The sequence below is a fragment of the Mycoplasmopsis gallinacea genome (genome assembly GCF_900660495.1).
GTDB lineage: Bacteria > Bacillota_I > Bacilli_A > Mycoplasmatales > Metamycoplasmataceae > Mycoplasmopsis > Mycoplasmopsis gallinacea.
Genome location: NZ_LR214950.1, coordinates 667,173 through 685,924 on the forward strand (window position 1 = coordinate 667,173; position 18,752 = coordinate 685,924).

Annotated in this window: 12 protein-coding genes, 2 tRNA genes and 2 rRNA genes; 7 read left to right on the top strand and 9 right to left on the bottom strand. The window is 33.8% G+C overall.

Annotation, left to right across the window (positions count from 1 at the left end; genetic code table 4):
• Window positions 1-22: 22 nt before the first annotated feature.
• Genes EXC51_RS02525 through EXC51_RS02535 form a run of 3 tightly spaced genes read left to right on the top strand, consistent with a single transcriptional unit; the run spans window position 23 to window position 2,771 of the window.
• Complete coding sequence (locus EXC51_RS02525) at window positions 23-823, top strand: energy-coupling factor transporter ATPase (protein ID WP_129620373.1); 801 nt, start codon at window positions 23-25, stop codon at window positions 821-823.
• A complete protein-coding gene (locus EXC51_RS02530; protein WP_129620374.1) occupies window positions 814-1,800 on the top strand; it encodes an energy-coupling factor transporter ATPase in 987 nt (328 codons plus the stop codon). The genes EXC51_RS02525 and EXC51_RS02530 overlap by 10 nt, the downstream gene beginning before the upstream one ends.
• Window positions 1,800-2,771 carry an energy-coupling factor transporter transmembrane component T family protein gene (locus tag EXC51_RS02535; protein ID WP_129620375.1) on the top strand — a complete coding sequence of 324 codons (972 nt, stop codon included), beginning with the start codon at window positions 1,800-1,802 and terminating at the stop codon, window positions 2,769-2,771. Before EXC51_RS02530 ends, EXC51_RS02535 begins: the two co-directional genes overlap by 1 nt.
• Before the next feature lie 27 nt (window positions 2,772-2,798).
• Here the strand turns inward: EXC51_RS02535 and EXC51_RS02540 are convergent, their stop codons facing one another.
• The 5 genes from EXC51_RS02540 to EXC51_RS02560 are packed head-to-tail and all read right to left on the bottom strand — an operon-like array spanning window position 2,799 to window position 9,363.
• Window positions 2,799-5,726: an AAA family ATPase gene (locus EXC51_RS02540; RefSeq protein WP_129620376.1), complete on the bottom strand. Its 2,928-nt coding sequence runs from the start codon at window positions 5,724-5,726 to the stop codon at window positions 2,799-2,801.
• A gap of 12 nt (window positions 5,727-5,738) precedes the next feature.
• Window positions 5,739-6,434 carry a ribonuclease III gene (gene rnc / locus EXC51_RS02545; protein WP_129620377.1) on the bottom strand — a complete coding sequence of 232 codons (696 nt, stop codon included), beginning with the start codon at window positions 6,432-6,434 and terminating at the stop codon, window positions 5,739-5,741.
• Entirely contained in the window at window positions 6,427-7,413 is a 987-nt protein-coding gene (plsX, locus tag EXC51_RS02550) for a phosphate acyltransferase PlsX (RefSeq protein WP_129620378.1), read from the bottom strand. Before plsX ends, rnc begins: the two co-directional genes overlap by 8 nt.
• Window positions 7,413-9,041, bottom strand: a complete 1,629-nt coding sequence (locus EXC51_RS02555; RefSeq protein WP_129620379.1) for a DAK2 domain-containing protein — start codon at window positions 9,039-9,041, stop codon at window positions 7,413-7,415. The genes plsX and EXC51_RS02555 overlap by 1 nt, the downstream gene beginning before the upstream one ends.
• A complete protein-coding gene (locus EXC51_RS02560; protein ID WP_129620380.1) occupies window positions 9,034-9,363 on the bottom strand; it encodes a hypothetical protein in 330 nt (109 codons plus the stop codon). The genes EXC51_RS02555 and EXC51_RS02560 overlap by 8 nt, the downstream gene beginning before the upstream one ends.
• Before the next feature lie 107 nt (window positions 9,364-9,470).
• On the opposite strand from EXC51_RS02560, the gene recO reads away from it, so the two are divergent.
• The 3 genes from recO (at window position 9,471) to EXC51_RS02575 (ending at window position 14,975) form a co-directional block, all read left to right on the top strand.
• Window positions 9,471-10,142 (top strand): DNA repair protein RecO, encoded by a 672-nt coding sequence (gene recO, locus EXC51_RS02565; protein WP_129620381.1) that lies wholly within the window; start codon window positions 9,471-9,473, stop codon window positions 10,140-10,142.
• A gap of 151 nt (window positions 10,143-10,293) precedes the next feature.
• Window positions 10,294-11,803, top strand: a 16S ribosomal RNA gene (locus tag EXC51_RS02570).
• 286 nt (window positions 11,804-12,089) lie between these two features.
• A 23S ribosomal RNA gene (locus EXC51_RS02575) occupies window positions 12,090-14,975 on the top strand.
• Together the 16S and 23S rRNA genes form the textbook arrangement of a ribosomal RNA operon.
• 197 nt (window positions 14,976-15,172) lie before the next feature.
• Here EXC51_RS02575 and EXC51_RS02580 read toward each other — a convergent pair.
• Complete coding sequence (locus EXC51_RS02580) at window positions 15,173-15,490, bottom strand: hypothetical protein (protein WP_129620382.1); 318 nt, start codon at window positions 15,488-15,490, stop codon at window positions 15,173-15,175.
• An 80-nt stretch (window positions 15,491-15,570) separates the two neighbouring features.
• Between EXC51_RS02580 and EXC51_RS02585 the strand changes: the two genes are divergently transcribed.
• Entirely contained in the window at window positions 15,571-16,329 is a 759-nt protein-coding gene (locus EXC51_RS02585; protein ID WP_129620383.1) for a MurR/RpiR family transcriptional regulator, read from the top strand.
• A gap of 173 nt (window positions 16,330-16,502) precedes the next feature.
• Here EXC51_RS02585 and EXC51_RS02590 read toward each other — a convergent pair.
• The 3 genes from EXC51_RS02590 to EXC51_RS02600 all read right to left on the bottom strand — a co-directional run bounded on the left by EXC51_RS02590 (window position 16,503) and on the right by EXC51_RS02600 (window position 18,731).
• A tRNA-Arg gene (locus tag EXC51_RS02590) sits at window positions 16,503-16,579 on the bottom strand.
• Window positions 16,580-16,585: 6 nt separating this feature from the next.
• Window positions 16,586-16,660: transfer RNA gene (locus EXC51_RS02595), tRNA-Cys, on the bottom strand.
• A 439-nt stretch (window positions 16,661-17,099) separates the two neighbouring features.
• Window positions 17,100-18,731: a hypothetical protein gene (locus EXC51_RS02600; RefSeq protein WP_129620239.1), complete on the bottom strand. Its 1,632-nt coding sequence runs from the start codon at window positions 18,729-18,731 to the stop codon at window positions 17,100-17,102.
• Between the last annotated feature and the right edge of the window lie 21 nt (window positions 18,732-18,752).

Below are 18,752 nucleotides of genomic sequence, written 5' to 3' on the forward strand. Positions count from 1 at the left end.
TATATGTGGTAAAATTAGTATTATGATAAAAGTCAATAACTTAACATTTAGATACCGTCCAGATGATTTAAAACCTGCACTTAATAACGTTAGTTTCGAGATCAAAAGAGGCGAATATGTAGCAATTTTAGGGCATAATGGATCAGGGAAAAGTACCTTATCTAAAATACTTGTAGCATTACTTAAACCACAAAAAGGAACCATCGAAATTGATGGTATTTTATACTCTAAAGAAAACCTTAGAAAAATCAGACAAAAAATTGGAATTATCTTTCAAAATCCTGATAACCAATTTGCGGGCTCAAGTGTTGAAGATGATATTGCTTTTGGACTTGAAAATAAGAATATGCCACAAAACGAGATGAAAAAGCGAGTGTTAGAGTATGCTAAAAGAGTTGATATGCAAAAACACTTAGAAAAAGAGCCTGAAAATCTTAGTGGTGGGCAAAAACAAAGAGTTGCTATCGCTTCTGTGCTTGCTTTAGACCCTGAAGTTGTTATCTTTGATGAAGTTACTTCCATGCTTGATCCTAAAGGTAAAAGCAGAATTATTGAAATTATCAAAGAAATTCAAGCTGATGAAAATAAGACTTTAATTTCAATTACACATGATATGGATGAAGCAATTTTAGCTGATAAATGTTTAGTTTTTGCTGGTGGAGAGCTTGTTGCGGCTGGATCCCCAAAAGAAATTCTTAATAATAAAGAAATCATTGATATTGCTAAAATAGACTCGCCTTTTTACTACAGAATTAGTGAAAAATTAAATGGTATTGAACCTACATATAACGAGGAGGAGTTGATTAACGAATTATGCAAATAAAAATTAAAAATATTAGTCATATTTTCTCTCGTAAAACACCATGAGAATTTCAAGCTCTAAATAATGTAAATTTTGAAGTTAAGCAAGGTGAATATGTTGGAGTTATTGGACAAACAGGAAGTGGTAAAACCACTTTTATTGAACATTTAAATGGTCTTTTATTACCTACAAAAGGTGAAATTACCTGAATTTACGATACAGACATTTATAATAAAAAAAATAAGCAAAATGAAGTTAATACTTTAGAAGTTTATTGCTCAAATCCTAAAATGAAAAACTCAGTTCGCTTTAGATACAACCAATATGATGAAAACAAAAAACTTATTCGTGAGAATAAACGTTTTAGAAAAATTAAAACGCTCCGTAAAAATGTAGGAATTGTTTTCCAATTTGCTGAATATCAACTTTTTAAAGCAACAATTGAAGAAGATATCATCTTTGGGCCTGTTTCATTAGGAGTTCCTATAGAAGAAGCTAAAAAAAGAGCTGAAAAATACATCCAACTTGTAGGGCTTCCTACCAGTTATTTAAAAAGAAGTCCATTTGACCTTAGTGGTGGGCAAAAAAGAAGGGTTGCTCTTGCTGGGATTTTAGCAATGGAACCTAATTGTTTAGTAGTTGATGAACCTACAGCTGGACTTGATCCTGTTGGAGTTAAAGAAATTTTGGATATCATTGCTGATTTAAATGAAAACAACAACGTTACCATTATTAATGTAACACATGATCTTGATAATATTTTAGCTAGAAGCAAGAGAGTTATTATTTTTAAAGATGGACAAATTGTGCGTGATGGTAAACCTTATGAAATTCTTAATGATGTGGAGTTTCTTAAAGAAAATAACTTACAGCCCCCAAAATTGCTTGAATTTGTAAATAAACTAAGAAATAAAGGAATTAATGTTCCAAAAGTAACAACAGAAGAAGAATTAATTGCTTTCCTTAATGATTATTTAAAAAGTAAAGGAGTTAACTAATGAAAAGTGTATTTGGTAGATACATCCCTGGTGATAACTCTTTTATGTATCGTCTTGATCCAAGGATTAAAATTTTAATTGCTATTTTCTATATCGTTTTTGTTTTTATTTCACAATATTTTATTGATATGGTGATTTTATTAGCACCATTAATTATTGTTTATTTATTTACAATTAAGAAAGTTAGACCACTTATTTCAATGCTAAAATTTCCGATTTTTGTATCGCTAGTGATCCTTTTAGTTAACATTTATTCACTTACTAATTATCAAGTTGGAATTAAAGGATATTATCCAACTTCATTTATTAAGTTCTTCCAAGGTTCTGAGCAAAAAATCAATATTGATAGTGCAACATTTATAATTAACGGAGCCTTAACCACTTTAAAACGTGGTAGTACGTATCGTGTTGAATACGGAATTTCAATGCTTACTTTAAATAAAACATTATCTCTTTTCTTAAGAGTTTACACAATGATTTTATCAACTACAATTTTAACTAATACAACAAGACCAATTTTACTTACTAAAGCACTTGAAGATTTAATGTGACCACTTAAATTCTTATTTGTCCCAGTACACATTATTGCAATGATTATTTCAATTGCACTTCGTTTTATTCCAACACTTTTAGATGAGGCTCAAAGAATTATGAAAGCTCAATCATCTCGTGGAGTTGATTTCAAAAATGGTAATATTAAAGAAAAAGTAGTAGCTTTTACCACCTTAATTATCCCGCTTTTTATTTCATCATTTGCTAAAGCAGAAGATTTATCAAATGCAATGGAAACTAGAGGGTATGATCCATACGAAAAAAGAACTAAATATAGACAATTAAAACTTAAATGACTTGATCTTTTTGTAGTCTTATTTATCCTTTCATTAATGGCCTTTTTAATTGTGAATATTGTAAATCCGGGGATAAATGGTGGATACCTTCCTTCTTGATACACCCTTTTAAAAGTTGTGTAAAAAAAACTCGCAAGCGCGAGTTTTTTATTAAGCTTCTGGAGCTTCATCAATAAGCTTTTTAGCATCCTCAATTTTAACTGTGAAAAATGAAGTAACTCCACGTTTTTGCATTGTAGCACCAAAAAGGTGATCTACACGTGTCATTGTTCCATGACGGTGAGTAATAACGATAAATTGTGTTTGATGTTTAAGTTGTTGTAAGTATTCAGCAAATCTCACAACATTTGATTCATCAAGTGCAGCTTCAACTTCGTCTAAGATACAAAGCGGAAGAGGTCTTGCTTTAAGAATTGCAAATAAAAGAGAAATTGCAATAAGTGATTTTTCACCACCAGAGAATAATTTTAAGTTCTTAATACTTTTACCTGGAGGTTGAGCGAAAATTGAAATTCCAGATTCAAGCACATTTTTAGGATCCACAAATTCAACTTTAGCACTTCCACCACCAAACATTGAGCTAAAGACATTGTTAAATTCTAAGTTAATATCATGCACAACATTTGTTAAGCGAGTAATAATGATTTTGTCAAGTTCTGCAATAGCTTCAATAACTGCATTTTTAGCTTCAACAAGTTCATCACGATCAGATGTAAGTTTATTGTATCTTGATTCTACTTCTTCAAGCTGTTCGATAGATTCAAGGTTTACATTTCCAAGTTCAGCAATTTCACTTCTAATATCAGCAATAATTTCACCAGCAGCTTCCACTGAAATTTGAAGTGGGAAGTTTTCTCTTGCAAATTCTAAAGTTAATTTATAGAACTCAGAAAGACGTTCTTTGTGCACTGTAAGTGTTGAAGATGCTCTGTTAGCTTCTTCAATTTTGCTACGGTATGAATTGTTTAATGCTTTTAAATTTTTGTATAAATCATTTCTACTTCTATCAAGAGCATTAATTTCATCATCTAAAGTAGCTTTAGTGTTTCTTTTAGCTGAAAGATCAAATTGAGTTACTGAAAGATTTCTTTTAGCTTTATTTAAATCTTCAAGTGCATCATTTACTTTAGCTTCTTTTCCTACATTTTGCACACTTTCACCAAGAGATGAAGCTTGCACTTTAGCTTCTTCAAGCGCAGCATTAGCATTTTCTAAAAGCACATTATTAGCACTAATTTTACTGCTATATTCTCTAAAATAATGTTCTTTTTGATTTCTTTCGGTAGCAAGGTTTTCAATTTCGGCTTGAATAGCACTCATTTGAGAGTTAATTCCAGGAAGTTCATTTTCCATTTCTTGGATTTTTCTATCTAAACCAAGAAGTTCTTCACTTTCTTGTTGAACTCCTCCAACCATAACTCCACCAGGACGAACAATGTCACCTTCCATGCTGACAACCATGTATTTTCTTTCTAATAAAACAGAGATTTTATCAGCAAGATCAACTTTATCAACAACAATAACGTTTCCAAGTAAGAATTGCGCTAATTTAGCAAATTCAGGTTTAGTTTTAACTAAATCACTTGCAATTCCAACAAATCCTGGTTGGCTTCTAAGTACAAGTAAATAATCGTCTCTAATTCCTTTTTCTTTGATTGAAGTAAGAGGGATAAATGTGGCTCTACCACCATTATTTGCTTTTAAAAAGTTAATTGCTTTAACAGCTGTATCTGAATTATCAACTACAATGTGTTGCAATGCGTTAGATAAAATAGTTTCAATAGCTACTGAATATTTACTTTCAACTTCAATTAAATCAGCAACAATCCCTTTAAACCCTCTAAAGTTAGATTTGTTTTCTAAAATAGTTCTAGTCCCTTTAAAAAGGTTAGTTCTTTTGCTTTGTTTTTCTTTTAAGAGTCTTAATTGAGTTTCATAAGAAATTTTACGTTTATTAAGAGATTCAAATTTAGCTCTTCTTTCATTTAATAAAGCATTTTTTTGACTAATAAATGTTTTTGATTCTTCTAATTTACTTTCAAGATCATTTTTAATATCTTTGTAGTAGTTAATTTGGTGTGTAAGTTGTTCAATTTGATTAAATATAGCTTTCTTTCTTTGTTCTGGGTCAACATTTAACTCACCACGAGCAATCATTTGAAGTCTTTGGTTTTCTAAATCAAATGAACGTTCTAAGTTATTAATGGTTTGATTAAGAGCCATTTCCACACCAGCAAGCTTATTAATTTCATTATTAAGCTCATTTGATTCAATTTTCTTACGATCAATTTTTTTAGTAATTTCTTCAATATCGTTTTCGTATGATTCTTTAGTTTCTTGAACACCTTCTAAGTTTGCATTAAGTTCTTCGCTTAGCGCTGATAATCTTTCAATTTCGTGTGCTAAATAACCAATTTCAATTTCTTTAAGTTCTCTGGATTTATCACGATATTTAATAGCTTTTTCAGCTTGTTTTCTTAATGGTTCAAGTTGTCTTTCAAGTTCATTAATACTTGTGTTGATGTTTCTTAATGAACCTTCACTTTTTTCTAATTTTTTAATTGCTTCTTCTTTTCTGATTTTGTATTTAGACACGCCAGCAGCTTCTTCGAAAATTCCTCTTCTTTGTTCGTCACTAGATTGGGCAATCTCACTAACTGTTCCTTGAGAAATAATTGCAAGTGAGCTTTTTCCAATTCCTGATTGCATTGCAAGAGCTTTAATTTGACTATGAAGAGCAGGTTTATTGTTCATGAAATATTGGTTTAAACCTTTTCCTCTTTGAATCACCCTTTCGATTGTTACAACACCTTCTTGTGGGTCTTCAAACGTTAATTTTACGCTTGCTTTATTCATTGCAGGCACAATTTTTGATCCTGAGAAAATAACATCTTGCATGTTATCCCCACGAAGTTCTTTTGAGCTTTGTTCCCCTAAAACTCATTTGATCGCATCGTTGATGTTACTTTTACCTGAACCATTAGGTCCTACAACCCCAACAACACCCCCGTCAAAACGAAGTGTAACTGGATCGGCAAAACTTTTAAATCCATGTGTTTCAACTTTAATTAATTTCATTTTTTACCTTCTTTAATTGTCGCTTTTTAACTTAGTTAAAGCGTCAGTAGCTGCTTGTGTTTCAGCTTCTTTTTTTGTATTCCCTATTCCGCTACCATAAATTATTTTATCATGGATAGCTTTTGCCTTGAATTTTCCATCACTGAGTTGTTCAACTTGATAATGGATATTTTCCTTGCTTACGCTTTGGAAGTATTCTTGAAGTTCAGTTTTTGAATCTTTGTTATGCCCATCATGAATATCATCAATAATGTCAAAAAGATATTTACCAATGAATTTAGCAGCAAAACGAAATCCTTTGTCTAAATAAACTGCAGCAACTATTGCTTCAAAAACATCAGCCCTTACTTTTTGAGAAAACTTCACATCAGTTTCCATTTGTCCACTTCCAGTACGGATAAGCTCCACTAAACCAAGTGATTCAGTAATGCTTGCAAGAGTTTCGGTTCGCACCACATTAGCTCTAAGTCGAGTTTGATATCCAGGCTCCAACTTATTATATTTACGGAAAATGTAATCTGAAGAAACCAGCTGCAAAATTGCATCTCCTAAAAATTCTAGCTTTTCATAACTGTGAGCTGATCGATGATTTACCAAATATGATAAGTGAGTGATGGCTTCTTGATATAGTTTAATATTTGAAGTTTCAATTTCGTTTAGAAACAAAAAATGCTCAAGTGAATTTGCTTTAGTGATTACTTTATTCATTAGCAACCTCTTTTAATTTGTTTAAAAGATCATTTTCAAAGGATGCTTTAAGTTTTTCAAGTGTTGTTTCGTAGCTTTTTTGATCGCTAGACCCGTGATTTTTAATAGCTAGCACATTAACACCTAAAACTCAACCAGAAGCTGCATTTCGATAATCTAAAACTTCCATTGTATCTTTGAAAGCACCTTTTAAAAGAAGTGCAGCAAGCTTGTATTTAAGCTTTTTCATAATTGATTCTTTTAAAAGATCTCTAAATGTGAAAATTGCACCTTCATAACTTTTTAGAATTAAATTTCCAGCATATCCATCACAAATAGCAATGTCGTAATCGCCTTTAAGCAAGTTTCTTGGTTCGCTAAAACCGATAAAATTAATGCTTGAATCTTCCTTGATTAACTTAGCAGATTCTTGAAGGAGCTCTGGCCCTTTATATTCTTCTGTTCCAATATTTAAAATAGTAAGTTTTGGATCATTTTTACCGTGCATTTGCTTATAAAAAGCATTAGTTAGCTTGGCTCATTCGTATAAATATTCAGGTTTAACTACAATATTAGCCCCAATATCTAAAAAGAGTGTTTTTTCTCTTTTTACTGTATTAATTTCAGCCATAAATGCAGGGCGGCTAATTCCGTTAATACGCTTAGCTTTAAGAGTTAAAAGAGAAATGTAAGCCCCACTATCACCACTAGAAATAATTGCATCAGCTTCTTTATTTAAAACTAAATCAATAGCTTGATTCATTGAAAAATCTTCTTTGATAATAGCGCGGATATTTTTAATATCACTTGGTTTATTTTTGTTTAAAATGAGTTTGATATTGCTTGGAATTTCTTGATCGTACTTAATTTCATCAGTGTTTCCGACTAAAATAATTTCAATTTCAGGATTATTTTTAGCAAATTTGAGTGAAGCAAAAAAAGCGGCCATTGGACCGTTATCATTTCCATTAATATCGAAAGCAATTCTATACTTAATCATTATTCTACTCCAATGTAAAAGTGATAATTTGGTTGATTTCCCTCGATAATTTCGACTTCAATATCATATTTACTATTAATATAATTAAGTAATTCTTCTGCTTCAGTTAAGCTAGATTCATCTCCATAATAAATTGACACGATTTCATTTTTTGGTTTAATCATGCGATCCACTAATTTTCTACCAGCTGTAAAGAGATCTTTTTCAGAAGCAACAATTTTGTTATCTAAGATACATAAAAAGTCTTCTTCTTTAATTTTAATATTATTAATTTTGGTATTACGCACAGCTTGTGTAATTTCACCAGTTGATACGCCCGCAATTGCTTCTTGCATTTGTTCTAAGTTATCTTCTGAAGAAATTTCGCTATTGAAATTCATCATTGCTGTAATTCCTTGAATTTGAGTTTTAGTTGGGACAATAATTACGTTTTTATCAGTAACAACTTGGGCAGCTTGTTGAGCCAATAAAATCACGTTTGAATTATTAGGAAGCACAAACACAGTTTCAGCATTAACTTGTTCAATTGCGTTAATTAAATCTTGAGCTGAAGGGTTTTGAGTTTGTCCGCTTTCAACAATGTAATCACAATTAAGTTCTTTCATTGTTCGAATAATTCCATTTCCTAAATTACATGAAACTACACCACAAAGAGCTCTAGGAGAATTTTTATCTGCAAGCTCCATAGTTGTAGCTTTAGAATCATTAGCTTGCAGTGTCATATTCTCAGATTTAATTTTGATAAATTCACCGTATTTTTGACCAAAGTTAAGCATATCACCAGGTTTTAAAGTGTGTCCATGCACTTTTAAAAGGTTATCATCATTAACAATAACTAATGAGTTAGCAATTTTTTCAAGTTCAGCGTTAAATTTGTTTTTGTCAAAGTCTTTTCAATTTGGCATATCAATTAAAAACTCAGTGCAGTATCCAAATTCACCATCATAAACCTCGCTATCGCTAATAAAGACTGTGATTTCCTCTTGTTCTTCTTTTAAGCTAACTGGATTTCCGTGAAGAAATTCATTCATTCCTCATAAGATTTGGTATAAACCTTCACCACCACTATCAGTAACTCCAACTTCACGAAGAGTTTTTAATTTATTTGGAGTTTCATCACAACTTTTACGAGCGTAAGCAACAATTTCATCAAAAAGATCTTCTATTTCAAGGTCTTTTTGATCAAAGTGATTTTTACGTAAGTTTTCTGAAATTTCACGAATAACAGTTAAGATAGTTCCTTCGATTGGTTTAAACACTGATTTGTAAGCTCTCTGAGTAGCTGATTCAAAAGCAATAATTAAATCATTAGTAGAAAGTTTCTTTCTCTTATCAACACCAAGAGCAAAACCTTTTCAAATTTGGCTTAAAATAACCCCTGAGTTTCCTCTAGCTTCATAAATGGTATCATGAGCAACTGACGCAGCTACTTTAGATACATCTGGATTGTTTAGTTTTTTAAGGTTTTTAACAGTAGCTAAAAATGTTGAAGACATATTAGTTCCAGTATCACCATCAGGAACTGGAAAAACATTTAATGAATCGATTCTATTTTTGTTATTTGCTAATGCATGAGCACCAGAAATTATAGCTTTGGATAATTTTTCTCCATCTAAAAATTTAGACATTAATTACTCCTTTAATGAAAATAGTTAAATTATCTAATTTCATTTTTTTCTTTTTAAGTTCATATTGTAATCTTTGTAAGATCTCTTTTGAAATAATATTTACTGATATATCGTTTTGAATTTGTAAGTTGACTTTAAAAACTCAACCTTGATTTGATTGGAAAACATGTAATCGATTAAAAATTTGTTTCTCGTCTAATGGCCAATCAAGTTCTTCTTGTTCTTGTTCAGAGCCTGAATTATTTAAGGGTAAAATTGAAACAATTCCTGGTTGAGCAATAATTACCCTGTAGAAAATTTCTTGTGCAGCTTCAATACTCATGCGCAAATACCTCTTACTTATTTAAATAGGAAATTTAAATATATAATATTAATATTATTTTATAAAGTAATTAATTGTTATTATATACAAAAAAAGGAAAATTGAAAATGTCTCATAGCGAAATGATAGGGATTGTACTTGATATTTACCCTTATGAAGAAAATGCTCATATAGTTTCATTTTATACCAATAGTGGAATTTTGAATTTATATGCACTTGGACTATCTAAACCAAAGAGTAAAAATAGAGCAAATTTACAAATTGGACTTCCTGTAAGAATTGAATATTATAAGCCGCGTTTTGAAGGAAAAATCGGGAAGCTCAAAAAAGCTCATATTGTTGAGAATTTTCAATTTTATGATGAGACAGTTAGCCAATTTAAATTAAAAATTACTAAGGTTTTAAAACAATGTGAATTTCGCAGTTTATTTGTGAGCAAATACCTTAAAATTCTTCCTAAAATTAACCCCTATAATATAAATTATATATATACGCATTTTTTAACCCAGTTTATAACTATGTTTGGGATAGCTCCCAACTTCAGTAGTTGTAGAATTTGCAACAGTTATAAAGCAATCGTTTATTTTGATTTAGAAGAAGGTGGTTTTATTTGCAATATTCATGAAGAACAAAAATGAATGGATGTCAATTTACTTAATTTAATTTGATCTTCTTATAATGATGTCTATACATATATAAATAATGTTGATGAACTCTTTAATAATGATTTTCAAAAAAAGTTAAAAAAAGTTTTGGTCAAAAATGGTGTTGGTGTATAATAATATCACGCAAATTAAAAACGAAGCTTTTCAAAAAAATATTTAAAAAAAGTTTTTGATTTTTAAAAATGGTGTTATAATAATTTAGCAACATTTGCGAATTAAAAAGTTCTTTGAAAACTAGATATATACAATGTACATGACAGTCAATTTTTTCGAGAGTTTGATCCTGGCTCAGGATGAACGCTGGCTGTGTGCCTAATACATGCATGTCGAGCGGAGTTCTTCGGAACTTAGCGGCGAATGGGTGAGTAACACGTACTTAACGTGCCCCCTTAATTGGGATAACGCTGAGAAATTAGCGCTAATACCGGATACTTAAATATCTCGCATGAGGTATTTATAAAAGGAGCCTTTAAAGCTTCACAAGGGGATCGGGGTGCGTAACATTAGCTAGTTGGTGAGGTAATGGCTCACCAAGGCGATGATGTTTAGCGGGGTTGAGAGACTGATCCGCCACACTGGGACTGAGATACGGCCCAGACTCCTACGGGAGGCAGCAGTAGGGAATTTTCCACAATGGGCGAAAGCCTGATGGAGCGACACAGCGTGCAGGATGAAGGCCTTCGGGTTGTAAACTGCTGTTATAAGGGAAGAAAAAGTCGAGGAGGAAATGCCTTGACCTTGACGGTACTTTATCAGAAAGCAACGGCTAACTATGTGCCAGCAGCCGCGGTAATACATAGGTTGCAAGCGTTATCCGGAATTATTGGGCGTAAAGCGTCTGTAGGTTGTTTGTTAAGTCTGGTGTGAAAACTTGGGGCTCAACCCCAAATTGCATTGGATACTGGCAAACTAGAATTGTGTAGAGGTTAGCGGAATTCCTTGTGAAGCGGTGGAATGCGTAGATATAAGGAAGAACATCAACATGGCGAAGGCAGCTAACTGGACATATATTGACACTGAGAGACGAAAGCGTGGGGAGCAAACAGGATTAGATACCCTGGTAGTCCACGCCGTAAACGATGATGATTAGCTGATGGGGAACTCATCGGCGCAGCTAACGCATTAAATCATCCGCCTGAGTAGTATGCTCGCAAGAGTGAAACTTAAAGGAATTGACGGGGATCCGCACAAGCGGTGGAGCATGTGGTTTAATTTGAAGATACGCGTAGAACCTTACCCACTCTTGACATCTTCTGCAAAGCTATAGAGATATAGTGGAGGTTAACAGAATGACAGATGGTGCATGGTTGTCGTCAGCTCGTGTCGTGAGATGTTCGGTTAAGTCCTGCAACGAGCGCAACCCTTGTCCTTAGTTAAACGTTCTAGGGAGACTGCCCGGGTAACCGGGAGGAAGGTGGGGACGACGTCAAATCATCATGCCTCTTACGAGTGGGGCAACACACGTGCTACAATGGATGGTACAAAGAGACGCAATACGGCGACGTGGAGCAAATCTCAAAAAACCATTCTCAGTTCGGATTGTAGTCTGCAACTCGACTACATGAAGTCGGAATCGCTAGTAATCGTAGATCAGCTACGCTACGGTGAATACGTTCTCGGGTCTTGTACACACCGCCCGTCACACCATGGGAGCTGGTAATGCCCGAAGTCGGTTTTGTTAACTACGGAGACAACTGCCTAAGGCAGGACTGGTGACTGGGGTGAAGTCGTAACAAGGTATCCCTACGAGAACGTGGGGATGGATTACCTCCTTTCTACGGAGTACACCTTTCAGTTTAGTGCTGAAAAACACAACAAAAATTATTAAATATTAACGACAAATAATAGGTCATGTCATATATCTAGTTTTGAGAGAACTTTCTCTCTTTGTTCTTTGAAAACTGAATAGTAAAGTAAAGATATTAAATTAATATAACAACGACATCAAAAAATAAATTAGTCAATTTGTTTTGTGATACCGAGTTAATTATTATTCTAAAAATAATAATTTATTGAAATGTCTTTGAATACATCAAACAAATAGGTAAATATTGTTACAACTTTTAAATAAGTAAGAGTTTGTGGTGGATGCCTTGGGTCTGGAAGTCGATGAAGGACGTGATTACCTGCGATAAGCCTCGTGGAGCTGGATATGAGCTACGATACGGGGATTTCCGAATGGGGAAACCTAGCTAGAGTAATTTCTAGTTGCTGTATAATGAATCAAATAGTTATACAGACGAGACACGTTGTGAACTGAAACATCTTAGTAGCAACAGGAAGAGAAAATAAATAATGATTCCATTAGTAGCGGCGAGCGAACGTGGAAGAGCCCAAACCGACATTAGTCGGGGTTGTAGGACTATCTACATGAAGTTACAAATCTTTATCATAGCAGAATAGCGTGGGAAAGCTAAGCAAAGAGGGTGATACTCCCGTAAGCGAAATGGTAAAGACTTCTGATAGTATCCTGAGTAGGGCGGGGCACGTGAAACCCTGTCTGAATCTGCCGGGACCATCCGGTAAGGCTAAATACTAACCAGACACCGATAGTGAACTAGTACCGTGAGGGAAAGGTGAAAAGAACCCCGGGAGGGGAGTGAAATAGATTCTGAAACCACTTACTTACAATTAGTCAGAGCCCATTAAAGGGTGATGGCGTACATCTTGCAGTATGGACCGGCGAGTTATGATAACATGCGAGGTTAAGTGGATAAAAGCGGAGCCGCAGAGAAATCGAGTCTTAATAGGGCGTTTAGTATGTTGTCATATACCCGAAACCATGTGATCTATTCATGAGCAGGCTGAAGCTTGGCTAACCCCAAGTGGAGGGCCGAACCGTAGTACGCTGAAAAGTGCCCGGATGACTTGTGAATAGTGGAGAAATTCCAATCGAACTTGGAGATAGCTGGTTCTCCTCGAAATAGCTTTAGGGCTAGCGTGTGATGTTAAACTTTGGTGGTAGAGCACTGAATATGGAATGGCCGCGCCTAGCGGTACTGACTATAATCAAACTCCGAATACCATTGTGTATTGTCATGCAGTCGGAACCGGGGTGCTAACGTCCCGGCTCGCGAGGGCAACAACCCAGATCGTCGGCTAAGGTCCCAAAATTGTGTTAAGTCAGAAAGGTTGTGAGATTTCATAAACAACTAGGAGGTTGGCTTAGAAGCAGCCATCCTTTAAAGAGTGCGTAATAGCTCACTAGTCAAGAGATCTTGCGCCAATAATGTAACGGGAGTAAAACACAATACCGAAGCCACGGGTACGAAAGTACGTTAGAGGAGCGTTCTTAGGGCGGTGAAGTCAGACCGTGAGGACTGGTGGAGCGCTAAGAAGTGAGAATGCCGGTATGAGTAACGATTTGAGGTGAGAATCCTCAACGCCTATTGGGAAAGGTTTCCTGGGGAAGGTTCGTCCACCCAGGGTTAGTCAGGACCTAAGGAGAGGCCGAAAGGCGTATTCGATGGATAACAGGTTAATATTCCTGTACTGGCTGTTATTAGTGATGGAGTGACGGAGAAGGATAACATTACCCATTATTGGATTTGGGGGTAAATGCAAACTGGTGAGTGTAGTTAAATGCGCACTCTATAACCGGGATGTATGATGCATAGCTCATTTGAGCGAATTATGTGATTTCATGCTTCCAAGAAAAGCTTCTAAACGTTTAAAATAACGGTCACCTGTACCGAGAACGGACACACGTTCCCAAGATGAGTATTCTAAGGCGAGCGAGAAAACTAGTGTTAAGGAACTCTGCAAAATGACCCCGTAAGTTCGCGAGAAGGGGTGCCAACTTTGAGTTGGCCACAGTAAATTGTGAGGGGCAACTGTTTATCAAAAACACAGCTCTCTGCTAAACCGTAAGGTGATGTATAGGGGGTGAAGCCTGCCCAGTGCCCGAAGGTTAAGTGGATGCGTTAGCTTATGCGAAGCGTTGAAATGAAGCCCGGGTGAACGGCGGCCGTAACTATAACGGTCCTAAGGTAGCGAAATTCCTTGTCGGCTAAATACTGACCTGCACGAAAGGCGCAATGATCTCTCAACTGTCTCAACACTAGACTCGGTGAAATTATGGTCCCAGTGAAAACGCTGGGTACCCGCATCAAGACGAAAAGACCCCATGGAGCTTTACTACAACTTCGTATTGGAACTTGGCCTAACATGTGTAGGATAGGTGGGAGACGTTGATCTTAAGGCGCTAGCCTTAAGGGAGTCGCCGTTGAAATACCACCCTTGGTATGTTGAGTTTCTAACCTGCCGCCGTTATCCGGTGGGGGGACAGTGCGTGGTGGGTAGTTTGACTGGGGCGGTCGCCTCCTAAAAGGTAACGGAGGCGTTCAAAGGTACACTCAATATGGTCAGAAACCATATGTAGAGCGCAAAGGTAGAAGTGTGCTTGACTGCGAGACCTACAAGTCGAGCAGGTGCGAAAGCAGGACTTAGTGATCCGGCTGTACGTCATGGAACGGCAGTCGCTCAACGGATAAAAGTTACCCTGGGGATAACAGGCTTATCTTGCCCAAGAGATCACATCGACGGCAAGGTTTGGCACCTCGATGTCGGCTCATCGCATCCTGGAGCTGGAGTCGGTTCCAAGGGTTTGGCTGTTCGCCAATTAAAGCGGTACGCGAGCTGGGTTCAGAACGTCGTGAGACAGTTCGGTCCCTATCTGATGTGGGCGTTGGAATATTGATGAGAGCTGCTCTTAGTACGAGAGGACCGGAGTGGACGTACCGCTGGTGTTCCAGTTGTTCCGCCAGGAGCATAGCTGGGTAGCTAAGTACGGAAGGGATAACCGCTGAAAGCATCTAAGTGGGAAGCCTCCTCAGAGATGAGTATTCCCTTGAAATTCCTTGTAGACTACGAGGTTGATAGGATGGAAGTGTAAGTGTAGTAATACATTCAGCTGACCATTACTAATAAATTGATAGGTTTAAAAGTTAAGATGTTATTCAAGACATTTTAATGAATTATTATAAAAAATTTACTATTCAGTTTTCAGAGGACAAATAACTCCCTAGTGGAGTTTTTTTATTACCTTTCTCACTTAGTAGCATAAAAATATGTATATTTAGAACATACATTTTATCTTTTAATTCAAAAAAATAGATATAAAAAATAATGACCTTCGCCATTATCTATTTAAATGTAATATCAAAGTTTGTGATATTTGAAACCAAAAAGTCTTTTAAACTTTGTAAGTGTTCTTTGCTTAACTTTAATGATTCAAGGTTTTCTAAAAGAACAATTTGAACGTCTCAACGAAGTTGATATCTATTTTTTTCAAGGAAATAAATTAAATCCTCAATAAATCACTCATTAAAACTTGGACTATATTGAATGTCTCTAAGCATTCCATTAACAGCAATTACAAAATTTCTATTTTCAAAACTTTTGATTTTAAAATCAAATGATAATTCTAACTCTTTGGCGTCTTTTATTTGTAATTTTTCCATAACAAAATTTTAACACTATTAAAAATAAAAATTTTTAATTTATAAGATTAAATTTTTAATTATTTTATAATTATAAAGTTATGGGAAAAACAGAAACTTTTGAAATATCTGCTGATCAATATTTAGCTAAATTGATTAAAATCAAGAAAGAAAAAAGCAATATTAACGGTTATATTGCAGAACAACTTCTTCATAAGTTAAAAATGAAACAACGCATCGAAAGAGGTGTCGAATTTTGTGAAGAAATCGGGGTTAGTCCTTCAGCGCTTAGTATTTTTGTCAAGGTGTTTGAAGTTAATAATGCCAAAGAAATTTTCTTTTTACATAATAGCTCAATTAATGCTAAATATGAAATTGAGAATAATGAAGATCAAAAAATAGTTCAAGCAGCTGAATTAATCAATAAAGCGCACCGGAACTTCTTTATTGGGGTATCTGGAGCTTTAGGTAATAATATGGATTTTCAAATTAAGCTTCTTAGAATGAATAAAACGGCTATTATTGTTTGAAATAAATATGAGCAAATTGGAATTTCAAGACTTCTTAACAAAGATGATGTTATCATTGTAAATTCAGTATCACTTCAGCACTCTTGAATGATTGATTTAATCAAATATACTGAAGCTAAAATTATTCTTCTTTCTTCATGAATGCCAGATGAAATCAAAGACAAAGTCACTATCTTTTTCCAAATTTTATCCAAAGAACAAAATGACGGAATGCGTCTTTATGCAATGGAAGGAAGAATGTTTGTCTCTGAAATTTATTACCGTATTTTTAAAGTTATGCAACAAGATCCTAAGAACTTTAAAAACCTTCAAATTACATCGTTTAATTAACGTTTTTAAGCCTTATTTTACTCAAAACATAAAGCAATATGAATTTTAATTTATATTGCTTTTTTTATTCAAATTTGGGCATTTATTAAGCTTATTTTGAGTTATTTGATTGTTAATTTAAAAATAAAAAAATCTCACATTTAATGTGAGATTTGGTAGTAATAAATACTATATGGCGCGCCCGGCAGGAGTCGAACCCGCAACCTTTAGGGCCGTAACCTAACACTCTGTCCAATTGAGCTACGGGCGCATAAATTGGAGGCACCAACGGGATTCGAACCCGTAATCAAAGTTTTGCAGACTCATGCCTTGGCCATTTGGCTATGGTGCCAAGATTGGCATCACAATATTTATGTGCTAATTTATTATACAATAAATTTATTTTTTTCATAACATAAAAATGCAATAATAAAGATTTTTTCATAAGTAAATCAAACTTTTCAATAAAACGTGAAAAAAAACTAACTTTTCTAAATTTTTATGCGTGTTTTGTTTGTAAATTATTAAACGAATTGTCACTCTTGTTTGTTTCTTTTAATATAATTATATTGAATTCTTAAGAATTCAACACAAGCAGTTTTGATATTAATTATTGAAATAAAATTCAAGTATTGAATTAACAAAATCAATTAATTGTGTATGTTAGTTTTTGGTTTTACAAATTCAATATTTGTGCTGCCGCACGGGCCTTCTTTTCTTTCGCAGAAAAGAAGCAAAAGAACTTCAAAATTCATAAAGAAATTGTTGATTATAAAATATGTTTTGTGATATTAGTTGTCAATAAATGCAACTTTATCTTTTCACTCTATATCTTTTTCAAGTAAGTTATAAAGTTTTAACAAAATTTCTTCACTTCTTTCAAGTATTTTGATTATCTTTTGTGCATTTTCATTTTTGAGAATTTCGTCGGGAAAATGTCTTAATTGTGACTGTGCTAAAGTGAATTTTCTAGAATTTACAATTGCCTTTGCAATCACATGTACTTGTGGGATAGAAATATCTAACCCTTTAGCTAAAGCATAAATTTCGGTTTCATTCAATTCAGATTCTTCAACTACTTTTGCAATATATTTCTTATTATTGATTTCGAAATATAAGTTTTGGTTTACATCTAAACATAAATTAATATCTTTTCCGCTTTGTGAAAAAAACATTAATCTTTTATTATGTTCGTCGTAAGGGGCGAGCATTTTATTTTTATACATAACGACTCCATTATTTACTCTTCTTCTAATTCTTAAAGAAAAATCGTAAATATTTGAACTAGGATCGTTTTTGATAAATTTGCTTTCTTTATTACCTTCTGTTTTTTGAAAATGTCTATTATATTCATCAATAATTTCTTCGCTTCTTTTATTTAACTTTTCAATAGAATCAATACCTTTATTTTTAAATAAATAAGGGTAATAATTTTGAGCACTAGCAAAAGATCTTTCCACATTTGGCTTATCTTTAGGGTTAGACGACACAAATAAAGTAATTCCTCTATCGATTAAAGCCTCTTCAAACATTGTGTATGTTTTTTCCGAACCTCAAAAAGTTCTTCTACGATCTGTTGTTATATTTGAAGGAAATCCATATTTTTTAAAGAGTTTATCAATTAGCTTTTGGTATCCCACATTTGTTTCTTGCTCTTCACATTGAAGTTCAAGTAATTTACCTGTAGCTGAATCAATTGCGTGGTAAATGAAAACTTTTTTATCCCCGAAAAATATTTCTTGACAAGCATCTAATTCAACATTTTCACCAAATTTTAAATGTATATTTTTAGCTTGATAAACGCTTTTTCTTTTCTTCTCACGTTCATCTATTTCTAAAGAACCAATTCTTGTGAAAAGTGAAGTTTTTTCACCAATTTCTTGTTCAAGCAATCTTCTAATTTTTCTAGATTCTCTTTTACCTTTTCTTGTCATTTGGATGTTAATGAAACCTTGCTTTTTAACTCTTCTAAAAGCTTGTGAATAACTAATATTAAAACTTTGTTTTACTTTTTCATAATAATAAAGTCAAAAAGGAGCGGTGTTAATAGTTGCTTTTTTAGGAAAAAATTCTTCAGAAAAATCGTAATAATCACACATAATTTTATTTATAGTTTCATCATTATATTTGAGTGCATTTTCATTTTTTCTACCTTTGTGAGCAACGTTAAAAGTACCATTTTCTATAAATGGTTTTATTTCTTGTTTGTATCTAATTATTGTTCTGACGCTGACGTGATACATCCTAGCAAGTTCTTTGTTTGTTCTTTTGTTTCAAAACCTTATAATACCTGCTATTATTTGAGCCTTTCTTTCTTCGTAATAGCTCATTTTTTTATGTGTTGTTATTTTAAACACACCCATAGTCACTCCTTTATCAATTAAAATTTTATCTAAGATGTAGATTTTTAATTTAAAACTCAAGGGTGTGACATTTCGTTTGCT